32 protein-coding genes and 1 pseudogene are annotated in these 19,529 nt (G+C 36.6%); 31 read left to right on the top strand and 2 right to left on the bottom strand.

Annotated elements, in window-relative coordinates; all coding sequences use genetic code 11:
• Window positions 1–270: 270 nt before the first annotated feature.
• Both V7126_RS18970 and V7126_RS18965 read left to right on the top strand, forming a co-directional pair.
• Window positions 271–459: a hypothetical protein gene (locus V7126_RS18970; RefSeq protein ID WP_065894489.1), complete on the top strand. Its 189-nt coding sequence runs from the start codon at window positions 271–273 to the stop codon at window positions 457–459.
• A 48-nt stretch (window positions 460–507) separates the two neighbouring features.
• On the top strand, window positions 508–1,098 hold the full coding sequence (locus V7126_RS18965) for a hypothetical protein (RefSeq protein WP_065894491.1): 591 nt from the start codon (window positions 508–510) through the stop codon (window positions 1,096–1,098).
• Between the two features lie 44 nt (window positions 1,099–1,142).
• On the opposite strand, the gene V7126_RS18960 is transcribed toward V7126_RS18965, so the two are convergent.
• Window positions 1,143–1,466 carry a hypothetical protein gene (locus V7126_RS18960; protein ID WP_231592797.1) on the bottom strand — a complete coding sequence of 108 codons (324 nt, stop codon included), beginning with the start codon at window positions 1,464–1,466 and terminating at the stop codon, window positions 1,143–1,145.
• Window positions 1,467–1,984: 518 nt separating this feature from the next.
• Here V7126_RS18960 and V7126_RS18955 point away from each other — a divergent pair.
• The 25 genes and pseudogenes from V7126_RS18955 to V7126_RS18835 all read left to right on the top strand — a co-directional run bounded on the left by V7126_RS18955 (window position 1,985) and on the right by V7126_RS18835 (window position 16,297).
• The gene (locus V7126_RS18955) at window positions 1,985–2,329 is read left to right on the top strand and encodes a hypothetical protein (protein WP_006640512.1); all 345 of its coding nucleotides are present in this window, start codon (window positions 1,985–1,987) and stop codon (window positions 2,327–2,329) included.
• Window positions 2,329–2,733, top strand: coding sequence for a class Ib ribonucleoside-diphosphate reductase assembly flavoprotein NrdI (gene nrdI / locus V7126_RS18950; RefSeq protein ID WP_128748155.1), 405 nt, complete (start codon window positions 2,329–2,331; stop codon window positions 2,731–2,733). The genes V7126_RS18955 and nrdI overlap by 1 nt, the downstream gene beginning before the upstream one ends.
• A gap of 4 nt (window positions 2,734–2,737) precedes the next feature.
• A complete protein-coding gene (locus tag V7126_RS18945) occupies window positions 2,738–5,947 on the top strand; it encodes a ribonucleotide reductase N-terminal alpha domain-containing protein (protein ID WP_128748398.1) in 3,210 nt (1,069 codons plus the stop codon).
• A 22-nt stretch (window positions 5,948–5,969) separates the two neighbouring features.
• The gene (locus V7126_RS18940) at window positions 5,970–6,191 is read left to right on the top strand and encodes a hypothetical protein (protein ID WP_065894499.1); all 222 of its coding nucleotides are present in this window, start codon (window positions 5,970–5,972) and stop codon (window positions 6,189–6,191) included.
• Window positions 6,192–7,172 carry a class 1b ribonucleoside-diphosphate reductase subunit beta gene (nrdF, locus tag V7126_RS18935; protein WP_065894501.1) on the top strand — a complete coding sequence of 327 codons (981 nt, stop codon included), beginning with the start codon at window positions 6,192–6,194 and terminating at the stop codon, window positions 7,170–7,172.
• Window positions 7,172–7,416, top strand: a pseudogene (locus V7126_RS18930) (glutaredoxin family protein). The gene nrdF and the pseudogene V7126_RS18930 overlap by 1 nt, the downstream one beginning before the upstream one ends.
• A 5-nt stretch (window positions 7,417–7,421) precedes the next feature.
• The gene (locus V7126_RS18925; protein ID WP_065894503.1) at window positions 7,422–7,778 is read left to right on the top strand and encodes an aminoacyl-tRNA hydrolase; all 357 of its coding nucleotides are present in this window, start codon (window positions 7,422–7,424) and stop codon (window positions 7,776–7,778) included.
• 47 nt (window positions 7,779–7,825) lie between these two features.
• Window positions 7,826–8,125 (top strand): hypothetical protein, encoded by a 300-nt coding sequence (locus V7126_RS18920; protein WP_065894505.1) that lies wholly within the window; start codon window positions 7,826–7,828, stop codon window positions 8,123–8,125.
• 19 nt (window positions 8,126–8,144) lie between these two features.
• Window positions 8,145–8,579 carry a hypothetical protein gene (locus V7126_RS18915; RefSeq protein WP_065894514.1) on the top strand — a complete coding sequence of 145 codons (435 nt, stop codon included), beginning with the start codon at window positions 8,145–8,147 and terminating at the stop codon, window positions 8,577–8,579.
• A 43-nt stretch (window positions 8,580–8,622) separates the two neighbouring features.
• A complete protein-coding gene (locus V7126_RS18910; protein WP_065894516.1) occupies window positions 8,623–9,057 on the top strand; it encodes a dUTP diphosphatase in 435 nt (144 codons plus the stop codon).
• 110 nt (window positions 9,058–9,167) lie between these two features.
• Window positions 9,168–9,332: a hypothetical protein gene (locus V7126_RS18905; protein WP_167543085.1), complete on the top strand. Its 165-nt coding sequence runs from the start codon at window positions 9,168–9,170 to the stop codon at window positions 9,330–9,332.
• 42 nt (window positions 9,333–9,374) lie between these two features.
• Window positions 9,375–9,563, top strand: a complete 189-nt coding sequence (locus tag V7126_RS18900; protein ID WP_046132827.1) for a hypothetical protein — start codon at window positions 9,375–9,377, stop codon at window positions 9,561–9,563.
• Window positions 9,556–9,864: a hypothetical protein gene (locus V7126_RS18895; RefSeq protein WP_046132828.1), complete on the top strand. Its 309-nt coding sequence runs from the start codon at window positions 9,556–9,558 to the stop codon at window positions 9,862–9,864. The genes V7126_RS18900 and V7126_RS18895 overlap by 8 nt, the downstream gene beginning before the upstream one ends.
• Entirely contained in the window at window positions 9,854–10,411 is a 558-nt protein-coding gene (locus tag V7126_RS18890; RefSeq protein WP_046132829.1) for a hypothetical protein, read from the top strand. Before V7126_RS18895 ends, V7126_RS18890 begins: the two co-directional genes overlap by 11 nt.
• Window position 10,412: 1 nt before the next feature.
• Window positions 10,413–11,510 carry a hypothetical protein gene (locus V7126_RS18885; protein ID WP_046132830.1) on the top strand — a complete coding sequence of 366 codons (1,098 nt, stop codon included), beginning with the start codon at window positions 10,413–10,415 and terminating at the stop codon, window positions 11,508–11,510.
• A gap of 12 nt (window positions 11,511–11,522) precedes the next feature.
• The gene (gene thyA / locus V7126_RS18880; protein WP_046132831.1) at window positions 11,523–12,362 is read left to right on the top strand and encodes a thymidylate synthase; all 840 of its coding nucleotides are present in this window, start codon (window positions 11,523–11,525) and stop codon (window positions 12,360–12,362) included.
• A gap of 188 nt (window positions 12,363–12,550) precedes the next feature.
• Window positions 12,551–12,916 carry a hypothetical protein gene (locus V7126_RS18875; RefSeq protein ID WP_046132832.1) on the top strand — a complete coding sequence of 122 codons (366 nt, stop codon included), beginning with the start codon at window positions 12,551–12,553 and terminating at the stop codon, window positions 12,914–12,916.
• 44 nt (window positions 12,917–12,960) lie between these two features.
• The gene (locus tag V7126_RS18870; RefSeq protein WP_231947454.1) at window positions 12,961–13,164 is read left to right on the top strand and encodes a hypothetical protein; all 204 of its coding nucleotides are present in this window, start codon (window positions 12,961–12,963) and stop codon (window positions 13,162–13,164) included.
• A 71-nt stretch (window positions 13,165–13,235) separates the two neighbouring features.
• Complete coding sequence (locus V7126_RS18865; RefSeq protein WP_128748161.1) at window positions 13,236–13,634, top strand: hypothetical protein; 399 nt, start codon at window positions 13,236–13,238, stop codon at window positions 13,632–13,634.
• A 14-nt stretch (window positions 13,635–13,648) separates the two neighbouring features.
• Window positions 13,649–13,822: a hypothetical protein gene (locus tag V7126_RS18860; protein ID WP_157759332.1), complete on the top strand. Its 174-nt coding sequence runs from the start codon at window positions 13,649–13,651 to the stop codon at window positions 13,820–13,822.
• Entirely contained in the window at window positions 13,823–14,026 is a 204-nt protein-coding gene (locus tag V7126_RS18855; RefSeq protein ID WP_052948583.1) for a hypothetical protein, read from the top strand.
• A gap of 134 nt (window positions 14,027–14,160) precedes the next feature.
• Window positions 14,161–14,409 (top strand): hypothetical protein, encoded by a 249-nt coding sequence (locus tag V7126_RS18850; protein WP_023856099.1) that lies wholly within the window; start codon window positions 14,161–14,163, stop codon window positions 14,407–14,409.
• Window positions 14,410–14,431: 22 nt separating this feature from the next.
• Entirely contained in the window at window positions 14,432–14,776 is a 345-nt protein-coding gene (locus V7126_RS18845; protein ID WP_046132834.1) for a hypothetical protein, read from the top strand.
• A 168-nt stretch (window positions 14,777–14,944) separates the two neighbouring features.
• The gene (locus V7126_RS18840; protein WP_052948584.1) at window positions 14,945–15,289 is read left to right on the top strand and encodes a hypothetical protein; all 345 of its coding nucleotides are present in this window, start codon (window positions 14,945–14,947) and stop codon (window positions 15,287–15,289) included.
• On the top strand, window positions 15,290–16,297 hold the full coding sequence (locus tag V7126_RS18835) for a hypothetical protein (RefSeq protein ID WP_046132835.1): 1,008 nt from the start codon (window positions 15,290–15,292) through the stop codon (window positions 16,295–16,297). It abuts the gene before it with no gap.
• A gap of 329 nt (window positions 16,298–16,626) precedes the next feature.
• On the opposite strand, the gene V7126_RS18830 is transcribed toward V7126_RS18835, so the two are convergent.
• Window positions 16,627–16,827, bottom strand: a complete 201-nt coding sequence (locus tag V7126_RS18830) for an alpha/beta-type small acid-soluble spore protein (RefSeq protein WP_046132836.1) — start codon at window positions 16,825–16,827, stop codon at window positions 16,627–16,629.
• An 88-nt stretch (window positions 16,828–16,915) separates the two neighbouring features.
• On the opposite strand from V7126_RS18830, the gene V7126_RS18825 reads away from it, so the two are divergent.
• The 4 genes from V7126_RS18825 to V7126_RS18810 all read left to right on the top strand — a co-directional run bounded on the left by V7126_RS18825 (window position 16,916) and on the right by V7126_RS18810 (window position 19,390).
• Window positions 16,916–17,431 (top strand): hypothetical protein, encoded by a 516-nt coding sequence (locus tag V7126_RS18825; RefSeq protein ID WP_065894518.1) that lies wholly within the window; start codon window positions 16,916–16,918, stop codon window positions 17,429–17,431.
• Between the two features lie 28 nt (window positions 17,432–17,459).
• On the top strand, window positions 17,460–18,287 hold the full coding sequence (locus tag V7126_RS18820; RefSeq protein WP_046132838.1) for a metallophosphoesterase family protein: 828 nt from the start codon (window positions 17,460–17,462) through the stop codon (window positions 18,285–18,287).
• A 15-nt stretch (window positions 18,288–18,302) separates the two neighbouring features.
• Window positions 18,303–18,659 (top strand): hypothetical protein, encoded by a 357-nt coding sequence (locus tag V7126_RS18815; RefSeq protein WP_046132839.1) that lies wholly within the window; start codon window positions 18,303–18,305, stop codon window positions 18,657–18,659.
• A 281-nt stretch (window positions 18,660–18,940) separates the two neighbouring features.
• On the top strand, window positions 18,941–19,390 hold the full coding sequence (locus tag V7126_RS18810; protein ID WP_065894743.1) for an NADAR family protein: 450 nt from the start codon (window positions 18,941–18,943) through the stop codon (window positions 19,388–19,390).
• Window positions 19,391–19,529 lie beyond the last annotated feature (139 nt).

The following is a 19,529-nucleotide window of genomic DNA, read 5'->3' as shown; positions in this document are numbered from 1 at the left end:
ATGTGTAAGGATATCCGAAGAAAAAGTTAGAACAACAGAAGACAGAATTGAAATTAACTGCTGTAAAAAGTGTGGTGATGAAATATTTTACAAGATTAAAAACGAATGCCGAGGGATGAATATTGAGAAAACATTAAATCATATAGGTCTTAATTATCCCCATAAAACTAATTAAAAAGATAATTTGTAATAGAGCGTGGGGGTATTCCTCTTGTAATTTCCCAAGCAAGCACAGATAACGACAAATCTAAACAAAAGGAGAGAATGTTAATGACCAATGAGGAATGGGAAGTAGAAGTTTATTCTGGTCATGATTATGTTGGAAAAATGACAGGAGCAAATGGTGATGTAGCGGTTTTTAACAAAGGAGAAAAGGCGATGATGGAAGCTCAAAAACTTAAAACAAATAGTTCACTAGGTGTCTGGTGTAAACTGTTGAAACTTAATAATGAGCATTGATTTGAATGAAATTCAAATTTTATTGAGAGGAGAAGGGGAAAGGAGTGATTGAGTGATAAAATAAAAGAAAATATTGTTTTTGGAGGAATGTTTGTGAATTTTGACTGGTTAATAGAAACATTGCGATTAACTGCAGTAGGAACTATTGTAGGAGGAATTTCAGGAGCAGTTATCACAGCTCGTTCAAATAAAAAACTTCAAAAATTAAAAAGTGAAATAGATACAAAACTTGAAAAGTTGAAGATTTATGAAAATCAATCAGCTTTCAAAAAATCTGAACAGATTGAAAAGATTTGGAATCAGTTTATTAATATTACCGACTTAGATAACTTAAGAGGGAAGCAGCGTGAGGCTAAATTTAAGGAAATGAAGAAAGAAATGAACAAATTATTTATTCAAATCTTTATGTATGCTTCAGACAATACAGTTAAAAGGTTTATGGAATGGAAAAACTTCAGTATAGAAAATGAGGATGATGATGAAGGAAAATACATTGCACTTGTGCTTTTCGCAAAGTTTGTTATTGAGTACCGAAAGGATTTAGGGTACGCCGATACTAACATTAATCATGTTGACTTGTTATCATCACATATTACTGATTTTGAAAGAATTAAAGAAAAACTAGAAAAGTATTTATAATAAATAGATGATTTTAAGGGGAAGAAGATGGCCGCAGCCATCTTCTAAAATCCAAGTTGCATAGCAATGTATAGGTTTTTTGCTTCTTGTTGCATTTCTCCCCAGTTTAAAAATTTGCTATTTTCTCTAACAAAGTTGTCCCATAAATCATCAGGAATTGATTCAAAATCTTGCTGGTTTTCAATGGTGAAAGGTGATTTATCAAACATTTCATCAAGAGATGAAAATTTTGTATTCTTTTTCATAAAAGAGTCGGTAAAAAGGTCATTTAGTTGAACTTCTTGTCCTTTTTCAAGTTCTTTAGCCTTTTGTTGCATTTTTTCTAGTTTTCGCTCAAAATTCCTGAAAGTTTTATTTCTTTTTTTCAAAGTTTTCACTCCTACTATTTTCTTTTAGATTTTGCTTGAGAAAGGACAGAAGCTGCCAAACTCTTTGAAGTTTTACTAGAGTTTTTGGATCTCAAGACTTTAGAAGCTATTTTCACCATTTTGGGAGAGGATACTCTTCTGGAGCTTGATTTTCTAGCCATATGTATACACCTACCTTTCAAAGGGGAATATGCGTTTGGGTTACACTATATATAGTATAATATGAATCCGAAAAACACAATATATCGTTACGCAAGTAGAGAAAGTTCACAATTTGCTTCAGTTCAAAAGGGTGTGGGAATGAGATTTGAGTTTGTTTGTATGATTGAGTCAATTGGCTAAATTTGATGTACAAGAAAATCAGGTTATTTTCGACATTTTGAAAACGAATTTTTTGAGAAGGGGGTGAGGCTCGTTGCTTAATCTGAGCAGTACATCTTAGAGAAACTGAATAAAATCATAGTTTTAAACAAATTAAAAGTATTAATATAAACAACGGAAAATGAGGAGGATGAATGATGGGGGCAGCTAAGAAACTATATGTAAAAAAAGATCATCTTGTAAGCATTGAACAAGCAAAAAACAACACAGTTATACATACTGAAGGGGTTTCCGTTTCCGTAAGAAGGGGAGAGTATATTGCCACAAATCCGTATGGTGAACAATATGTAGTACCTGAAAGCTACAGAAACAAATATGTCGAAGTCAATCAGTTCAAGGATGCTTCGTTTTATGAATCAATGGCAAAAGGCTATCATGAAATGGCCGCAATTAATTTAGAAGAAGCAAATGCCGGAGTTGCTGCAGACAATCAAGCTGAGGAAATCACTGAGAAATTTGTTTCAGGAAGTATGAATGAATAATGCTTGTTACATATGAAAGCATGACAGGTAATGTAAGAAGATTTATTAAAAAGCTAGAGAAACAAACACAAATTAAAACGAAGGAAATCACTGAGGATTTAAGGGTCAATGAGCCATTCATACATATTACATACACAATTAAATTCGGGCAAATTCCTGAAAAGACTCAGAAGTTCATACATAAAAATAAAGAATTATTGTTGGGTGTTTGTTCAAGTGGGAATCGAAATTGGGGGAACTATTTTGCTGCGGCAGCAGATAAACTCTCACAGCAATATGATGTTCCAGTTCTCCTTAAGTTTGAATTAAGTGGATCAGATTCCGACTTGGACAAGTTAATACAGGAGGTTAAATTTATTGACAGTAATCAATCAAGTACCAAAGTGGGTTCAGTTAAACAATGAGATTATGATTCAAAAAGGCGGAAAGTTTCAATTTGAAAAGGATAAGGAAGCCGTACATAGTTACTTTGTAGATTACGTTAATCAAAACACTGTCTTCTTTCACGATCTCAAAGAAAAACTTGATTATCTTTTAGAGAATGATTATTACGAAGAAGAGTTTTTAAGCAAGTATACCTTTGAACAGATTAAAGAAGTGTTCAAATTGGCGTATAGCTTCAAATTCAGATTCCCTTCATTCATGAGTGCATTCAAGTTTTACAATGACTATGCCTTGAAGACAAACGATAAAACGAAAATTCTTGAACGATATGAAGATCGAGTGAGCATTGTTGCTTTGTATCTAGGGAATGGAGATTTTGAAAAAGCTAAAGAATTTACTTCACTTATGATGAAACAAGAATATCAACCATCAACACCTACATTTCTTAACGCAGGACGCAAAAGAAGAGGTGAGATGGTCAGTTGTTTCTTACTTGAAGTCAACGATTCATTGAATGATATTTCAAGAGCTATAGATATCTCAATGCAGCTTTCTAAACTCGGAGGCGGAGTCGCGCTTAATTTAAACAAGATTAGAGCAAAAGGAGAGCCAATTAAAGAAGTTGAGAATGCCACTAAAGGCGTTGTAGGTGTAATGAAGCTGCTCGATAATGCTTTTCGATATGCAGATCAGATGGGACAAAGACAAGGATCAGGAGCTGCTTATCTTAATGTTTTTCATCCAGACATTAATGACTTCCTTGATACCAAAAAAATCTCAGCAGATGAGGATGTCAGGGCAAAAACATTATCAATTGGTGTAGTTATTCCAGATAAATTTATTGAGCTTGCTAGGGAAGATAAAGACTTCTATATGTTTTATCCTTATTCAGTTTATAAGGAATACGGGCAACATTTAGACGAAATGGATATTGCAAAAATGTATGATGAACTGGTCGAAAACCCAAATGTCAGGAAGAAAAAAGCGAATGCTCGTAAACTATTAGAAAAGCTCGCAATCTTACGATCAGAATCGGGTTATCCTTACCTGATGTTTGCAGACAATGTAAATCGATTCCACGCTAACAGTCATATTTCAAAGGTTAAATTTTCTAATTTGTGTGTGACAGGAGATACTTTTCTTTTAACCGAAAATGGGTACGAAAAAGCCTCAGATCTATATAAAAGTCAAAAAGATTTAAGGGTCGTTATTGACAATCGGACAAAACAGTTTGACAAGGATTGTAGGGGGACTTCAATTGTGAATGCGATACCTATGCAGCTAACTAAAAAGAACGCAGATGTCTTTAAAGTTAAAACTAAGCAAGGATTTGAAATCAGAGCAACAGAGTGGCATAAGTTTTATGTTAAGCGAAATAACGAAATACAAAAACTTCAGCTTAACCAACTTGTTCCGGGAGACAAACTACTGATTCAGTCTGGTGAAGGAGAATATGGGAGTATTCATGAACCTGACCTCGCATATATCATGGGGATTATAGCTGGGGATGGAACAATTACAGATAAGACAGCGAAGATTTATTTATATGACAATAAAAAGGTGTTGGAGAAGAAGGTAAAAGATGCTGTGCACCGTGTAATTGATAAACATAAAATTAATCGTGTTTATAAGCACAACACTTCTTTTACTCCAAAATTTGTTGCTGCTGATCCAGAAAAACAAGATCTATTATATATGTCTAGTACAGTACTCTTTGATATTTTAAATAAATATGGAATGACAAAAGAAACAAAAACAAGAGTTCCAGAGTTCTTATATCAAGCTGATAAGGAAACACAAGCAGCTTATTTGTCTGGATTATTTCAAACGGATGGTTGTGTAAATGCCAATCATAAAGCGAAGGCACTAACAATTGAATTAACATCAGTTGATTTTGAGAGTTTGCAAGATGTGCAAAAGTTACTCATTAATATGGGAGTATATACAACCATTTATACCAATAACAAACGCTCACAGGAGCTTCTCCCTGATGGCCGGGGCGGTTCCAAATTATACAAAGTTAAACCAACTCATAAGCTTAGCATTCAAGACAGAGCGTCAAGAGAATTGTTCATGAGCATTGTTGATTTGAAAGAATATGATAAGTACAAATTCAACATGTTGACTGAAACATTGCAAGCAAAATCACGAAAGCCAAAACATGATTTCACAGCCGAAATTATCAGCATTGAAAAAGATGGGGTAGAGGATGTCTATGACACAACACAAGAAGATTATCATTCTCTAATTTTTAATGGAATTGTAACTGGTAACTGTTCAGAAGTCCTTCAGGCTTCCCAAGTATCAACGTATACAGACTATGGCGAAGAGGACGAAATTGGCTTGGACATTTCATGTAATCTAGGCTCGATTAATATCTTCAACGTAATGAAGAATGGGTCAATTAAGAATACAGTCAAATTAGCTATTGATGCATTGACTCATGTATCGAATAAAACCAATATTACAAATGCTCCAGCAGTTGCTAAGGCAAATAAGCTTATGAGGTCAGTCGGACTTGGAGCAATGAATCTACATGGTTTCTTAGCTCAAAATGGCATCGCCTATGAGAGCGAAGAAGCGAGAGATTTTGCCAACACTTTCTTTATGATGATGAACTATTATTCCCTTGGGCGCTCAATGGAAATCGCCAAAGAAACCGGGGAAACATATTACCAGTTTGAAGGCTCTACATACAAATCAGGTGAGTATTTCAAGAAATACGAAGAACAAAGCTTTAGTCCAAAGTTCGAAAAGGTAAAAAAACTGTTTGGAGATCAGCATATTCCAACAATTGAAGATTGGAAGCAGCTTAAAAAAGATGTGATGAAATATGGTTTGTATCACTCATATAGACAAGCAATAGCACCTACAGGAAGCATCTCATATGTTCAATCTTCAACAGCAGGTGTCATGCCGATTATGGAGCGCATAGAGGAACGGACATACGGAAATTCCAAGACGTATTATCCGATGCCGGGACTTAGTGCGAAGAATTGGTTCTTCTATAAGGAAGCGTACGACATGGATATGTTTAAAGTCGTCGATATGATTGCGACAATTCAGCAGCACGTTGATCAAGGTATCTCATTTACGCTGTTCCTGAAGGATACGATGACGACGCGTGATCTGAACCGAATTGACTTGTATGCGCATCATCGCGGCATCAAAACGCTGTATTATGCGCGGACAAAGGACACGGGGCAGGAAGGCTGCTTGTCTTGTGTAGTTTAAATGAAGGAGTTGTGTTAATAATATGTCGCAAACATACGCCTGTTTCTTAAACGGAAAATTCTACGGCGCCGGCAACCTCGAATACATGAATGAGCTGTTTCGCGATTATGTTGTCAATTCCGAAATGTACGGGAAGGGCGAATGTGCATTTAGAATCACATCACAAGAGAAAGCTAGAGAAATCTTAATCAACGAAACAATCAACAATAATTACGAGGCATTAAAGCGAATGGAGGACGAATAATTGACGCAATATACAGCGGCCAACTGGTCGCAACACGAAGACGGATTCACACAAATGTTTTACGAACAGAACGTTAAGCAGTTCTGGCTTCCTGAAGAGATTTCGCTAAATGGCGATCTGCTTACATGGAAATACCTCGGAGACCAAGAAAAGGATACATACATGAAAGTGTTGGCCGGATTAACCTTACTGGACACAGAACAAGGGAATACTGGTATGCCAACAATTGCTGATCATGTCGAAGGACACCAGCGTAAAGCTGTGCTGAATTTCATGGCCATGATGGAAAACGCTGTTCATGCTAAATCATACAGCAATATCTTTCTTACCTTAGCTCCGATGGAAACAATTAATGAAGTCTTCGAATGGGTTAAAAACAATAAGTATCTACAGAAGAAAGCCAGTATTATTGTTTCTATATATAAACAAATTAAAAGTGATGATGAATTGTCTTTGTATAAAGGAATGGTTGCATCTGTATTACTTGAAAGCTTCCTGTTCTATTCAGGATTTTATTATCCATTGTATTTTTATAGTCAGGGGAAGTTAATGAACAGCGGAGAAATCATAAATTTGATAATTCGTGACGAGGCACTACATGGTGTATACACTGGATTGTTGGCTCAGGAAATCTATAATAAACAAACTGAAATCAAGAAAAAAGAATTGTATGAATGGGTTATTAACTTGCTGCTCGATCTATATGAAAACGAGCTTGAGTATACCGAAGATGTTTATGATCAAGTTGGACTTACTCATGATGTGAAAAAGTTTATTCGGTATAACGCAAATAAAGCCTTAAACAATTTAGGATTCGATCATTACTTTGAGGAGGAGGATGTTAACCCAATTGTGTTGAACGGATTAAGCACAAAAACTAAATCGCATGACTTCTTTTCGGGTAAGGGGAATGGATACAAAAAAGCAACTGTAGAAGCCCTTAAGGATGAAGATTTTTATTTTGAGGAGGCATCACTATGATGAAATTAATCAAATTAGAACAGCCATCATGCACCCCTTGTCAATTAGTTTCTAATTATCTAAACGAAAAAGGAATTGAGTATGAAGTAATTGATGTTACAGAACAGCCAGAAGTTGCAGCAGAGTATGGAGTAATGGGGGTACCCGTCACTATCCTGCTAGATGGAGAGGGAACGAAGTAAAACGCAGCATCGGATTTAAGCCAGATGAATTAGATGAACTAATTAAAAATTTGAAGGAGTGATACACATGAGGGATTATCGGATGTATATCTTGGTCAACGAAGATATCAAGATCAGTAAGGGGAAACTGGCTGGGCAAGTGGGACATGCAGTCATGAGTTATGTGTATCATCGAATGATCAAACCGATACAAGAAAGAAAAGAATATGTAAGTTTGGATGAATACATGGCTGAACAAAAGAAAATTATTCTAAAATGTCCACAGTGGAAACTTGAAGAGCTTGAACACGAAGGGGGCTATTTTGTGATTCGAGATAAAGGATATACACAGCTTGAGCCTAACACCTTAACTTGTGTCAACTTTGGCATTCATACTCCTGAAGAGCTCCCTGATTGGGTTAAGGAATTGAAACTGTACACCTAAATTTAAATAAAATGGTAATTTTAATGCGAATTAAAAGGGGTGATGGTATGGAAAATTATGAGGAGATTTATGAATTGTTTTGTAAAGGAATTGTGGAAAATAGCGATGGAACTTTAAACACCGAGCAGGTAAAAAAAGAATTATACGATTATAAAAACCTTTTAAAAAATGCGTCTCAAGTTTATTCTTTCTTTACACAATATTCAAAACCACTGACGGATTCTCAATTTATCATCGATGAAATAAATGCAAAATACATACGTAAAGATCTTTTATTAGATGACATTAAAGAAATGGCCACGAAAGGGGTCATCTCAGTTAAAGAAATTGAAGAATTATTAAATTAAAAGGAGAGTGAGTAATGAAATGAAGTCTAAGCTCACCAAAAATAATTGGGTTTACATAAATAAAAAAGCTAAGGAAGGTAAGTTATTTAGATATCCGATAAAGCATTCGGGAGATCCCGAGTTCGAAGGAGAGTTTGAATTAAGAAAAGAGATTTCAAAAATGTCTAATTCAAATTTCAATATAAGAGATTACGATGACGCAGAGAATGCTATAAGTGATTTAAACTGTGTTTTTGATGAAAAACCTTATGACATACACATGCCATTTGCTGAAGAAACGTGTGATTGGGTAATTGAACTTGAAAATGGTATTAGTTTATGGGTTCAAACTGAAGATGAATACTACGGAGGTGGTGAATATTCAAGTGGAGTTTCATTAGAGGGCTTTATTTTTGATAACTACGATAAGGATGCAATTTTAGAAGCCGCTAAATGGTTATCAAAAGTATTATAACGGTTTGCTAAAATTTATTAATAAATCAAAAGGAGTTTGAAAAATGACACTACATATCAAAATCAAATATGCAGACGAAACACAAACGCGCATTTCAAAAATCGAACAGGGTGATTGGATTGACCTGAGAGCTTCGGAAGATGTATTTATTCCAAAGAATCGCTTTATATTAATTCCTCTCGGAGTAGCGATGGAATTGCCTGAAGGATATGAAGCCCATGTTGTTCCTCGTTCAAGTACATATAAAAACTTCGGTATCATTCAGACAAATTCAATGGGCGTGATTGATGAATCATACAAAGGGGACGATGATTTCTGGTTCTTCCCGGCTTACGCGCTGAGAGATACTGAAATTAAAAAAGGAGATCGGATTTGCCAATTCAGAATTATGAAGAAGATGCCTGCAGTTGAATTGATTGAAGTTGGACATTTAGAAAATGAAAATAGAGGCGGACATGGATCAACTGGCACTAGGTAAATAAAGAACCTTGGCTGTCTTCATGATGTAAAGCATGCTGATGTGGAGTGCAGCCAAGGCCACTTTAATAATATATTCATTATATCTCATTTAATTCAAGGGAGACTTTAATGAAAAAACGGTTGAGAAAAAAGATGTGGAAGAAAGGCAAAACAAAATATGGAACGTTTATGTTTAATCTAGTTGAAAAACTGAACTCTGACGGGTATTTAACCTATCCGAAAGGCAATTATCACCTTGATCGAAAAGGGGATTTATATAGGTTCAAAATTTAAATAAAAGAAGACTTTTATCGCAATTATTGAGGAGATGTTAATGTGCAGGCAAGAGGTTCCAAAGTAAGGTCAATAAACGCCGTAAATTGTTGGACGTTAGCCGAACTCACAGAAGGGAGAGCAAAAAAATTTGAAAAGAAATTAATTAAAAGACACCGAAGGGTTCTTGAGAATAAAGTAGCCAAAGAAGAAATCAAAGACGCGCTTATGGGGCTGAGAAACAATGGATAAAGTGATGGAAATAAAGCAGCATTTAGAAAAGATCGAGAAATTGGAACAAACATTACCTGTTTTTGAAGAATCAGATGAGCTGTACCTTGACGTACTTCATAAAATCCAGGGGGAGTTTGATGAAATTAGCGACTTATCTTTGGCTGCTTGTCTTGAATTAACTGATCGAATTAGGGAAACAGGTTCTTCATCAATTAAAAAGAGAATTGAGAAAATACCAAAGATGGTTAATGAGGCAGTTAAAGAACAAGTTGAGGAACTTAAAGATGAATTAAAAGGAGATAATACGTATGAAAAATAAATTTGTTTTGGGATGCTTAGGAGTTTTAGGTGTTTTTATTCTAATTACTGTGATTGCCGCTGCAGTCATTTGGAATCAAAGGGGAGAAGCTGTTAGTCTTGAAACACAAATTGAGGCTCAGTTAAAGTCAAACGAAAGCAATTATGATGCTATGTGGAAAAAGTTTAAGGAAATGACTCAGGTAACCGATTTACAAGCTGAACAATTTAAAGATGTTTATGCCGATTTGATCTCTGGTAGATATGAAGATAGCAAACTCTTATTTAAGGCTGTTCAAGAGCAAAACCCAAACTTAAATGGAGAAGTTTATACTAAACTTCAAAATGAAATTTCTGCTGGTCGAACTGAGTTTGATCGAAATCAAAAGAAAATTACTGACATGATTGCTGAATATAATCGATTAGTCCAACACAGAGGAATCCTTATGGCAATGCTGACAGAGAGAAAACCTTTAGATACTGACAAATATATTGTGACTTCTGATAAGACCCAAAAAGCATTCGACTCTGGAAAAGCAGATACCGTTGATTTAAAAGGGGATAAATAAAATGACAGGGTGGATTATTCCCCTGTCCCTCTTTCTATTTGGTCTTGTGGGAATAGAGGTTTATTATAAGTGGACAAAAATCAGGACTAGCGTAATTGTTTTGGCGGTTGTCTATTTACTTTTTGTTGCCACTTATGCAATAGACTTTATGGCTCAGACAACAGATGAAGAAATTTGGTCTGGTAAAGTTGTGGATTGGCAGCATAAAGAAGAATGGGATGAATGGATTCCTCCTCATACTACTTGCCATAAGACAAATCATGGTCAATCATGTACCACAACTCCGGGTCACTGGAAACACCATGATGCTGAAAACAAGATCAAAACTACGGATGACGGATGGATATTAGTGAATAGATTGCCTAATGGTAAAGTAATGGATGACAGATATCCAAATACAACTGAGGAACTCAAACAATATTGGAAACCTGGAGATCCAACTGCTTCAGTTCACTATTACACCAATAAGGTTAAAGCGAGCTATTCCTTATTCAAACATAAAGATATTGATTTAGATGATTATCCGAATTTACCTTCGTATCCTAATAAAGTTGATAAAAACTTAGACATAAACAGAATTGTTGGAACCGTTCCAAACAAAGAAGAAGCTAGTCGTAAGCTTTCAGAAGTGAATACATATTTAAATGAGCAAATTCCTGATCCAAATCATAAAGGCCAAAAGATCTCCAGAAAACAAGTGAATATTGTATTTGTTAATCTGGGTGATGTATCAGACATAAATTATGGATTTGCTCTACAAGATAAGTGGCAGAATGGACATAAGAATGATTACATAATTACTTTAAGCATGAAGAAGGATGGTACTGTTAATTGGGTGTATCCGTTCACTTGGTCGGAAGTGGATGAGCTTAACTTAGAGGTTAAAGATTACATAACAAATCAAAAGAAAATCACTGATTTTACAACGGTCGTCGAAGGTGTGGGGAAACTGGTTGATGAGAAATTTGAGAGAAAACAATTTAAGGATTTCAATTATCTTCATGTAGAGCTAAGTACAGTTGCTCAAGTTATTTTATGGCTTATTTGCTTACTTGGACTTATAGGGGATGTATTTTTGAAAAACAAGAGCCAATTATGAGGGAGAGATTTAATGAGTTTTGCGGATACAGTTTTAAAATCAAATTTAAACAAAGTATTATCCGAAGGGAAATCTGATAAAGGACAAAAAATTCGTCCCAAGTGGTCTGATCAAACACCTGCTTATACGTTGAAGTGCTTTGGAGTGTTGAATGAATATGATTTGCAAAAAGAATTTCCTATTGCTACTTTACGGCCAACAGCTTTTAAATCGGGACTGAAAGAAATTCTTTGGATTTATCAAGATCAATCTAACGATGTACAGTTGCTAGAAGAGAAATACGGAGTTAAGTATTGGCGTAGCTGGGCTAATAAAGATGGAAATCTTGGTTTAGCTTATGGAAGACAAATGAAGTATGAACATCAATACAAAGAAGGTTACTTCAATCAGATTGACAGGTTAATTTGGGATCTGAAAAACAACCCATATAGCAGACGAATGATCACCAATTTGTACAATCATCAAGATCTTCATGGAATGACGCTGTATCCATGCGCTTTTCTGACAATGTGGGACTATGATGGCGAGTATTTAAACATGACTCTTATTCAGCGTTCATCCGATTATCTTGTTGCGGGAAACATAAATGTTACTCAGTATGCTTTGTTGCAGCATATGATTGCTCAAGTGTGCGGATATAAGCCAGGAAAGTTTCATCATTACATAAACAATTTACATATTTATGATCGCCATATTGATCAAGCAAAAGAAATTGTTAAGCGTGAACCGTTAGCTGCACCTATACTTATTATGGATGATTCAATAAAGAATTTTTATGATTTCAAGCCTGAACATTTTATGTTGGATGGGTATAATCCTCATGATCAGGTCAAATTAGAAGTGGCAATATAGGAATTATGAGGCAAAAAATTTTTAAAAATAATAGACTTAAACAAATTAAAAGGATATAATGATGATTAATAAGAGGACTTGCCATCTAGTATTTCACGAGGAGATGATTATTTTTATCCATTTTAAACAAATTAAAAGTAAAAACTGAATGAAACTAATATTTTATTTTGATTCAAGGGGGTGATCAGTTGAATTCTGAAGTGAATGATTTACTTAATGACGATTTAGAAACAAAGCAAGCTGAATTGGAAAAGGAGAGCCAGGTTCTTCAAGGGAAGATACTTGAAAAGGAACGTGACATATTAAAACTGGAAACTGAACAAGATAAAGAGCAGCTTGATTTATTGTTTGAAATGAGCAAAGTCCTTCAGCAAATTGAAAATAAGGAATGGGTTAGTGCAACAATAGCTTTTAAGATTATTAGAAGTAATCCAGGTAAATATTCTGATCTATTTAAAATGAAAGATGGTAAAGCCTACATAGTAAATAAAAGATTTAAGGAATTAGATCATGAGTTTTTTATATTAAAGAGTGAGTTAAATGAAATTAAGTAATATAAGCTAATTAAAAATATTAATAAACGAAGAGGGACAGAATTGTGGAGGATCAACAAATACAAGAAATCGCAGACCTACGTTGTGCCGTTGCCGGATTGATTGCGGAAAACGAGCGGTTGAAGAAGGCGCTGAAATCAATCGAATCGAAGTCGGAGCTTCCCGAAGAACCGGTCGATTTAGTTCCGATTACTGAGCTATACGAAATAAATTTACACGCAAAGGAGGCGCTGAGGTGCGTGAAGTAAATTACATCGAACTTGTAACTGAAAATTGCGAGGTACTTAGGATTGATCGGGAGCATATCGGATATTTTTATATGTCGAACATTACACGGTCAATTGCGAGACGTGCATCGAATAGCATAAGCGAAAGTTTATCTGCGGAAGAAATCTTCCTGCAAGTATCATCGAAAGCTAATACAACGGACGCAAACGTATGTACTTGGGAAGGAAACGATACACTGCCGTTTGACCGACTACAGAAACACCACGATATCGTCGCGATAGATGTTATTTTTCAAGACGGCACTAACGAATATATCTACGGAAAGTGGGGGGGAGACTCGGAGTATACTAACGAAAATCAGACCGTTTCAGTTAACGAAAATACTGGCGATTTGTATATTGTGATAAGCGAAAAAGATAACGTCCAGCAACACTTCGCGGATTCATTAGAAGAGGACGAAGAGGACACGTTTTGGGATCTTTATTCTTGAATGGAGGAATTAAAATGAACGTTACAATCGGCCTTTTAGACGACGAAATTGAGAAGATCCTCCGGGATCACTTTGCGCAAAAAGGGTTTAACGTTAAGGGTTCGCAGATATATTCGGACGGCAGCGGCATTGTTCGATTCGATATTCAACTGTATGCGTACGATATTCTCGCGAAGGAGGACGAATAGATGAGCGAAATTAAAAAGCCAGTAATTACGAAGGAGCAGGCGGAGCTATTTGAACAGTTACGAGAAGTGTATACAGACGAGGAGTTGGTCGCAAGGTATATCGATAATGAGCTGGCTTTATTCGACCTTGGGTTTACCGACTTTTTAGCCGCATTAATCAACGGATATGAAGTCGAAAAGACACCTGAGGAGAAGGTGCGGTAGTATTACGAAGAGATTATACGCGATAAACGAGTCGCCTTTGATTACGAAGAGCAACTGAGCTATGAGAATATGTCGCACGCAGTTCATGAAACGTTTAATCTTCTCGGAATCAAAATCGAAGGGGGGAATGCGTGATGAGAATGGTTTATGAATTTTCCGATTTAAAGCGGATTAGTGGCTCTGATCTAGTGTCTTACGATCTTTCCGAATTCAGGCGAATTGTCAACGCTGATTTGAGAAAGTATGGACAGCGCGTCAAATCGATTGATTATAGTTATTACACTTACAGAGGAAACGTGGATATTATGGGAATAGACCACGAGTTTTCCGAAAGGCGTGTTGACGGCGTGTCCGTAGTGGCTGAACCAATTGATAACGATTAAATATACGAAGAAGGTGACGAAAATGACGAAAGACCAGCTCGAAGCTATCCGAAAGCGGGCGGAAGCGGCAACGGAAGGAGAATGGTGCGAAGGATACGATCATTACGTTCTGATCGACAATTTTAAGGGGAGTTACCAAACATTCGGTGTTGCAAGATGCGCGCGAAAAGAGGATACGGAGTTCATCGCACACGCCCGCCAAGACATCCCGGCCTTGCTCGATCACATTGCCGAGCTAAACCAGTTAATTTCAGGTTGTCGTTGCGAAGAATGTGGCGATGAAGTAGGTGTTAATTGGACGGAAATTGGCGGCGCTGTTTATTGCAAATTTTGTGCAGGCGGTGACGAAAATTCCAATAACAGATAAACCAATATCCAAGTAGAATGTGCGTGACTTTCAGACGTACTTAAAGACGGAGCATGAGCGTCTGTACGGAGGAGATGTTGAAAGTATGCAATACCATTCTGGGAGGATAGATGGAGTAAGGAAAACGATTACTATTCTTGAAGTTGATATTGAAGGGGGGAATGTATAATGACAAAAGACGAATTAAATAAAATCCATAAAAGTTGGGAAGAGGCAACAGGAGAGTCATGGGTGTACGTTGAGACTACAGAGGGATGGTATGTACTCGATGAAGACAGTGATCTTATTTGCGGTGAATTTAAGAGCGAACAGGATGCTAGATTTATTGCTTGCGCTCGGAGGGCCATCCCAGAGCTTCTTAATTATATTGAAGAGTTGGAATCTACGATTACGAAAATGTGTCCTATCGCCGACTTTCCCCTTGTAGACTCTCTTCTAGCAGAAAAAGAACTTATACTATCCGAAATGAAAGAGATGCAGGACACCATTAAGGAATTGCGGAGGGATAAATAAATGAAAAGAAAACAGTATGTGCGGATTAAGAAAGCAAGTGGGTCTAGGTACTGGTACACAGATAAGATTGGTGAAGTTTTCGAAGTCGCACGGGAAGACAACGCCGACTATGCGGTATATAACGGAAGTATTGATGGTTGTTTAGTAGCTAAAGAAGACGCCGAACTCATCGTCACAGAAAAGCGTCCGGCCAATAGAAATGATCGAATTTTAATTACGAATGCAGATACGGTACACGGCCTTTATAAGAACGGGGATGAGTTAGTTGTCGATGGACAGTACAAATTCGGAAATGGCGTGTTCGCTTATAAGGAGTACGACGTACATCGATTGGATTGTCACTATGTGACTTATAAAGAATACGAAGTCATCATGGAAAACGTCGATAAACGATACGATACTGCGGTAGAAACAACGAGAGATGCGATCGAAGAATTGCGGCTAGCTGCTTACGCAAAAGGATACGAAGATGCGAGGCGTGAATTAATGGCGCAGGCACCGGTTGAAAAGACCGCACAAGAACGCCGGGATGAAATTGTTGAGCAGGCGAAGGCGGGTATCGAAAACCTTAAAAGAAGAAGTCCTAACGGAAAACTGTGCTATATTCGTGGGAACCTCCTTTGTAACGTAGAGTTCGTTATAAATAAAAAGAAACGTACAATCGTCGCCCTTCTTAAATCGATAAGTTTTGGTGATATTTGCGGGAAAGGAATTGCCAAGGCCGCACCAGACGATTGCTTCAATGAACATATCGGAAAGGCTATCGCTCTCCATCGTGCACTTGGACTCGAAGTACCTGACGAATATTTGAACGCGCCGCAGCCAACTGAGGTTCGTGTGGGGGATGTTGTCGCTTATCGCGGAGTCTATAAAACGATTGATTATGCGACTGTAGTTGCCGATGGTGAACCAACAGGGGACGGAAGAGCTGCGCTTACATCTATTGCTGTCAAACGCGCAAAAATCATCGACGACAGCCGGACGGAGATGGACGAATTATTGACGTAAATAAGTGGAATAACCTCGGAAAATATTTGCGCGAAACTAAGGGCGTTGAGTGCCCTTATTGCGGAAGCAAAGAGAGATTTCCGAAAGGCGAAGTACCTAAATACGTTTACTGCGAAGGGTGTTATCGAAACTACTCATGTGAGGGTGATCGTGATTGACTAACGAAAGAAACTGCGTCCTGGCAAACGGATGCAAAGCGGCCGACAATTTAATTTGCAGCTTATAGACTTGAAGATTTCTTTAGAGATCAAGGCAATGTGCTTTTATGACTGGTATTACTACCCTGAATCAATTAAAAGAATGCAGAGGGGAATCAACCCCTCAGAGAATTAATGAAGCTGCCCACCCATTTGCTGTTGAGCCATTTGGACAAGGCGTTTAGTGATTTCTCCACCAACTGAACCATTTGCTCTTGAAGTAGTCTCAGCACCTAATTGAACACCAAACTCTTGAGCTATTTCAATTTTCATTTGTTCAATAGCTGCCTGAGCATTCGGTATAACTAATTCATTGTTGTTATTACGTGCCATACAAATCATCTCCTGTTGAATATGTAATGGTATTGCACAGTTATTATTTGAATTTGTTTTATTCACTCTTTATGAAAGAAGGGATCTAATGACTAAATATTATAAGGTTGATAAAAATACTGACTTACATAGCGATTTAGAATACGTTTTTTATATCAAGGGGAATTTTCTTAAGGAGATGAACGATGAAATAAGTCAAGTTCTTGGAATAGAAGATGCCTACAATAAGATTGGTTATAGTAGGAGTTCGGAACCTGTTCTGTTTATCGAGAGAACATTCAAAAATGAAGTCGAAGAGAGTGATTTAAAAAAATACCCTGTATGTTCAGGAGACAAAACTTATTATGAGTTCAAGAAAAGGTCAAAGCCTTATAAAGCATTCTTGAAATTTGTTAAAGATCATGATTTGAACAATGTGATCACTCGTCAAAATCTAACAATGGTAATCAGAGTTCTTCATAATTTTAGAGGGCGGATTGAAATCAATTATTATAAAGAAGAATTCTGGATTAAGTCTCATGAAAAGCAGCACTTAGATTACTTACATGAAACCACTGAAGCTGATTACTATGAAATGAGGTTAAACTTAGCGAAAGAGAATTAAACAGCATAAGCAAAGGAAGGAGGATAAAATGAAAATTGACTATGTATCAGATCTCCATATCAATCATTGGATTCCTTGGAATAATAACCAACTTAAATGGGAGAAGCGAACAAGGGAGCTTGTAAAGAGATTGATTTCAAACCGTAATGGAGAGGTATTAATCATAGCTGGAGATTTTACTGAATGGAACCAACAAGCCATTTGGGTCTTAGATGAAGTAGCGAAACAATACGAGAAGGTTTACTTCACACATGGGAATCATGATCTTTATTTACTTAGCAAAAACCAAAAAAGAAAATACTCTGATTCATTGGGAAGGGTGAATGATTTAGTCAAAAAGGCTGGTGACATAAAGAATGTGACTCCGTTAATCAAGTCAATGGATACTTTCAAAGGGAAAGTCTTTGCAGGAGATGTTATGTGGTATTTACCAAAAGGGATTGAAGGATGGGATTTCTTCAAAGGGGTCTCTAATGACTCAAACTACATTAGCATTAATGGTTACAGTAAGGAAGATGGAGTAAGAGCAATGTGGAAAGATTCGATGGATTGGTATGAAACGCTCGAAAAAACTCACATCGATGTGTTTGTTTCTCATGTCCCGCCTGTTCATAATCCTTTTTCTCCATTTGAACCTAATAGCTGCTATATGGTCGATGTACCATTCATTAATGCTAAACATTGGATTTGTGGGCATGAACATTTGCAAACTGAGTTTAATCATGAGGGGACAAGCTTTCACATGAACTGTATTGGGTATCCATACGACTACGATAAGTATCCGAGTGTAAACGAGATACCAGGTAATGAAGTAGATACCTATAAAAAGTTTGAGGTCAAAACCTTTGAGATTTGAAACAGGAGTGGTGGAATGATTCTCAAATGGATAGAAAATAAGGAGAAGAATAAGTTGATGGATGAGTTAAGTACTTTCATCGACAATCTGATGGGTGAAAGAGATTCTTTTGCAGAAAAGCTGAGGAACTTCAACAAAGATGAAGAAATCTCTAAATTATTAAAAGAAAACGAGAATCTTAGAATTAACAGCCTTCATACATTATCTGAAAAAGAAAGAGAGGAAGCGGATGCTTTTAGGGAAGAACATTGGAAAAAATGTAAAGGTAACACATCTTTTCTTTTAACAGGTGCAAGTATTGGTACAAGAGTGGAGGTGATTTGCTCAAAATGTAAAACCCAAAAAGACATTACAGACATTAGTGTGTGGTAAAGAATAATTTATTTCTGTTTTTATAATTGCTATTGCAGCAGGAGTGATTTGGGGAGGACTGTTTCAATGATACATATTGCGATAATTTATTACCTATTAAGCACTTTACTTAAGTTTTGCTTAGTTAGATGGGCAAGCAAAAATGGATGGGGGCATGATAAAGCAAGCTGGGCAGCTATTTTTTTGCCTTTAGTCGGTCTTACATATTTAGCTATAATGTGTGACACAGTTATACAACTGAAGAATTCTAAATAAACTAATTAAAAGGAATGATATATGAATTGGATGTAATTGATGAATTTAAAGGTAAGCATTATTTCTTAAGCAATTTTTATTCAGCTCCAGTAATGTATCAAGGAATCACATATCAAAATAATGAAGCTGCTTTTCAAGCAATGAAAATAACAGACAAATCAATTCACTTGGAGTTTTCAGAGCTTCCCCCTAATTTGGCCAAAAGGAAAGGACGAAGAGTTAAGCTGAGACCAGAATGGGAGGAAGTGAAGGAAACGTTCATGTATGAAATCGTGAAAGCTAAATTTGAACAGAATGCTCACCTCAAAAATAAGCTTTTACAAACCGGAGAATCAATTTTAATCGAAGGTAATACTTGGGGAGACAAGATTTGGGGAGTTTGTGATGGCGTCGGTGAAAACAAACTGGGGAAAATTCTAATGAAGGTAAGAAATGAACTGAAGAGGGGAACAGTTGAAACAGACCAATCAATTTGAATCACTAATAAACAAGATTCAGAGAAAACTAGATACAGCAAAAGAAGCTTTAAAGGAAGATGATTACTCAAGAGCTCACCGAAACCTTATTAATCTTTCAAACGATAATGAGGAGCTTATGTATCAGTGTCGGGTGATG

Source organism: Bacillus sp. JJ675 (assembly GCF_036963165.1).
Lineage (GTDB): Bacteria > Bacillota > Bacilli > Bacillales > Bacillaceae > Bacillus > Bacillus glycinifermentans.
This window is presented reverse-complemented; position numbering and strand designations above follow the sequence as displayed.

Coding starts and splice junctions, on each gene's coding strand:
- V7126_RS18970 (WP_065894489.1), top strand. CDS start 271: ATGACCAATGAGGAATGGGAAGTAGAAGTTTATTCTGGTCATGATTAT.
- V7126_RS18955 (WP_006640512.1), top strand. CDS start 1,985: ATGGGGGCAGCTAAGAAACTATATGTAAAAAAAGATCATCTTGTAAGC.
- nrdI (WP_128748155.1), top strand. CDS start 2,329: ATGCTTGTTACATATGAAAGCATGACAGGTAATGTAAGAAGATTTATT.
- V7126_RS18945 (WP_128748398.1), top strand. CDS start 2,738: ATGATTCAAAAAGGCGGAAAGTTTCAATTTGAAAAGGATAAGGAAGCC.
- V7126_RS18940 (WP_065894499.1), top strand. CDS start 5,970: ATGTCGCAAACATACGCCTGTTTCTTAAACGGAAAATTCTACGGCGCC.
- V7126_RS18925 (WP_065894503.1), top strand. CDS start 7,422: ATGAGGGATTATCGGATGTATATCTTGGTCAACGAAGATATCAAGATC.
- V7126_RS18920 (WP_065894505.1), top strand. CDS start 7,826: ATGGAAAATTATGAGGAGATTTATGAATTGTTTTGTAAAGGAATTGTG.
- V7126_RS18915 (WP_065894514.1), top strand. CDS start 8,145: ATGAAGTCTAAGCTCACCAAAAATAATTGGGTTTACATAAATAAAAAA.
- V7126_RS18910 (WP_065894516.1), top strand. CDS start 8,623: ATGACACTACATATCAAAATCAAATATGCAGACGAAACACAAACGCGC.
- V7126_RS18905 (WP_167543085.1), top strand. CDS start 9,168: ATGAAAAAACGGTTGAGAAAAAAGATGTGGAAGAAAGGCAAAACAAAA.
- V7126_RS18895 (WP_046132828.1), top strand. CDS start 9,556: ATGGATAAAGTGATGGAAATAAAGCAGCATTTAGAAAAGATCGAGAAA.
- V7126_RS18890 (WP_046132829.1), top strand. CDS start 9,854: ATGAAAAATAAATTTGTTTTGGGATGCTTAGGAGTTTTAGGTGTTTTT.
- V7126_RS18885 (WP_046132830.1), top strand. CDS start 10,413: ATGACAGGGTGGATTATTCCCCTGTCCCTCTTTCTATTTGGTCTTGTG.
- thyA (WP_046132831.1), top strand. CDS start 11,523: ATGAGTTTTGCGGATACAGTTTTAAAATCAAATTTAAACAAAGTATTA.
- V7126_RS18865 (WP_128748161.1), top strand. CDS start 13,236: ATGTCGAACATTACACGGTCAATTGCGAGACGTGCATCGAATAGCATA.
- V7126_RS18860 (WP_157759332.1), top strand. CDS start 13,649: ATGAACGTTACAATCGGCCTTTTAGACGACGAAATTGAGAAGATCCTC.
- V7126_RS18855 (WP_052948583.1), top strand. CDS start 13,823: ATGAGCGAAATTAAAAAGCCAGTAATTACGAAGGAGCAGGCGGAGCTA.
- V7126_RS18850 (WP_023856099.1), top strand. CDS start 14,161: ATGAGAATGGTTTATGAATTTTCCGATTTAAAGCGGATTAGTGGCTCT.
- V7126_RS18845 (WP_046132834.1), top strand. CDS start 14,432: ATGACGAAAGACCAGCTCGAAGCTATCCGAAAGCGGGCGGAAGCGGCA.
- V7126_RS18840 (WP_052948584.1), top strand. CDS start 14,945: ATGACAAAAGACGAATTAAATAAAATCCATAAAAGTTGGGAAGAGGCA.
- V7126_RS18835 (WP_046132835.1), top strand. CDS start 15,290: ATGAAAAGAAAACAGTATGTGCGGATTAAGAAAGCAAGTGGGTCTAGG.
- V7126_RS18830 (WP_046132836.1), bottom strand. CDS start 16,827: ATGGCACGTAATAACAACAATGAATTAGTTATACCGAATGCTCAGGCA.
- V7126_RS18825 (WP_065894518.1), top strand. CDS start 16,916: ATGACTAAATATTATAAGGTTGATAAAAATACTGACTTACATAGCGAT.
- V7126_RS18820 (WP_046132838.1), top strand. CDS start 17,460: ATGAAAATTGACTATGTATCAGATCTCCATATCAATCATTGGATTCCT.
- V7126_RS18815 (WP_046132839.1), top strand. CDS start 18,303: ATGATTCTCAAATGGATAGAAAATAAGGAGAAGAATAAGTTGATGGAT.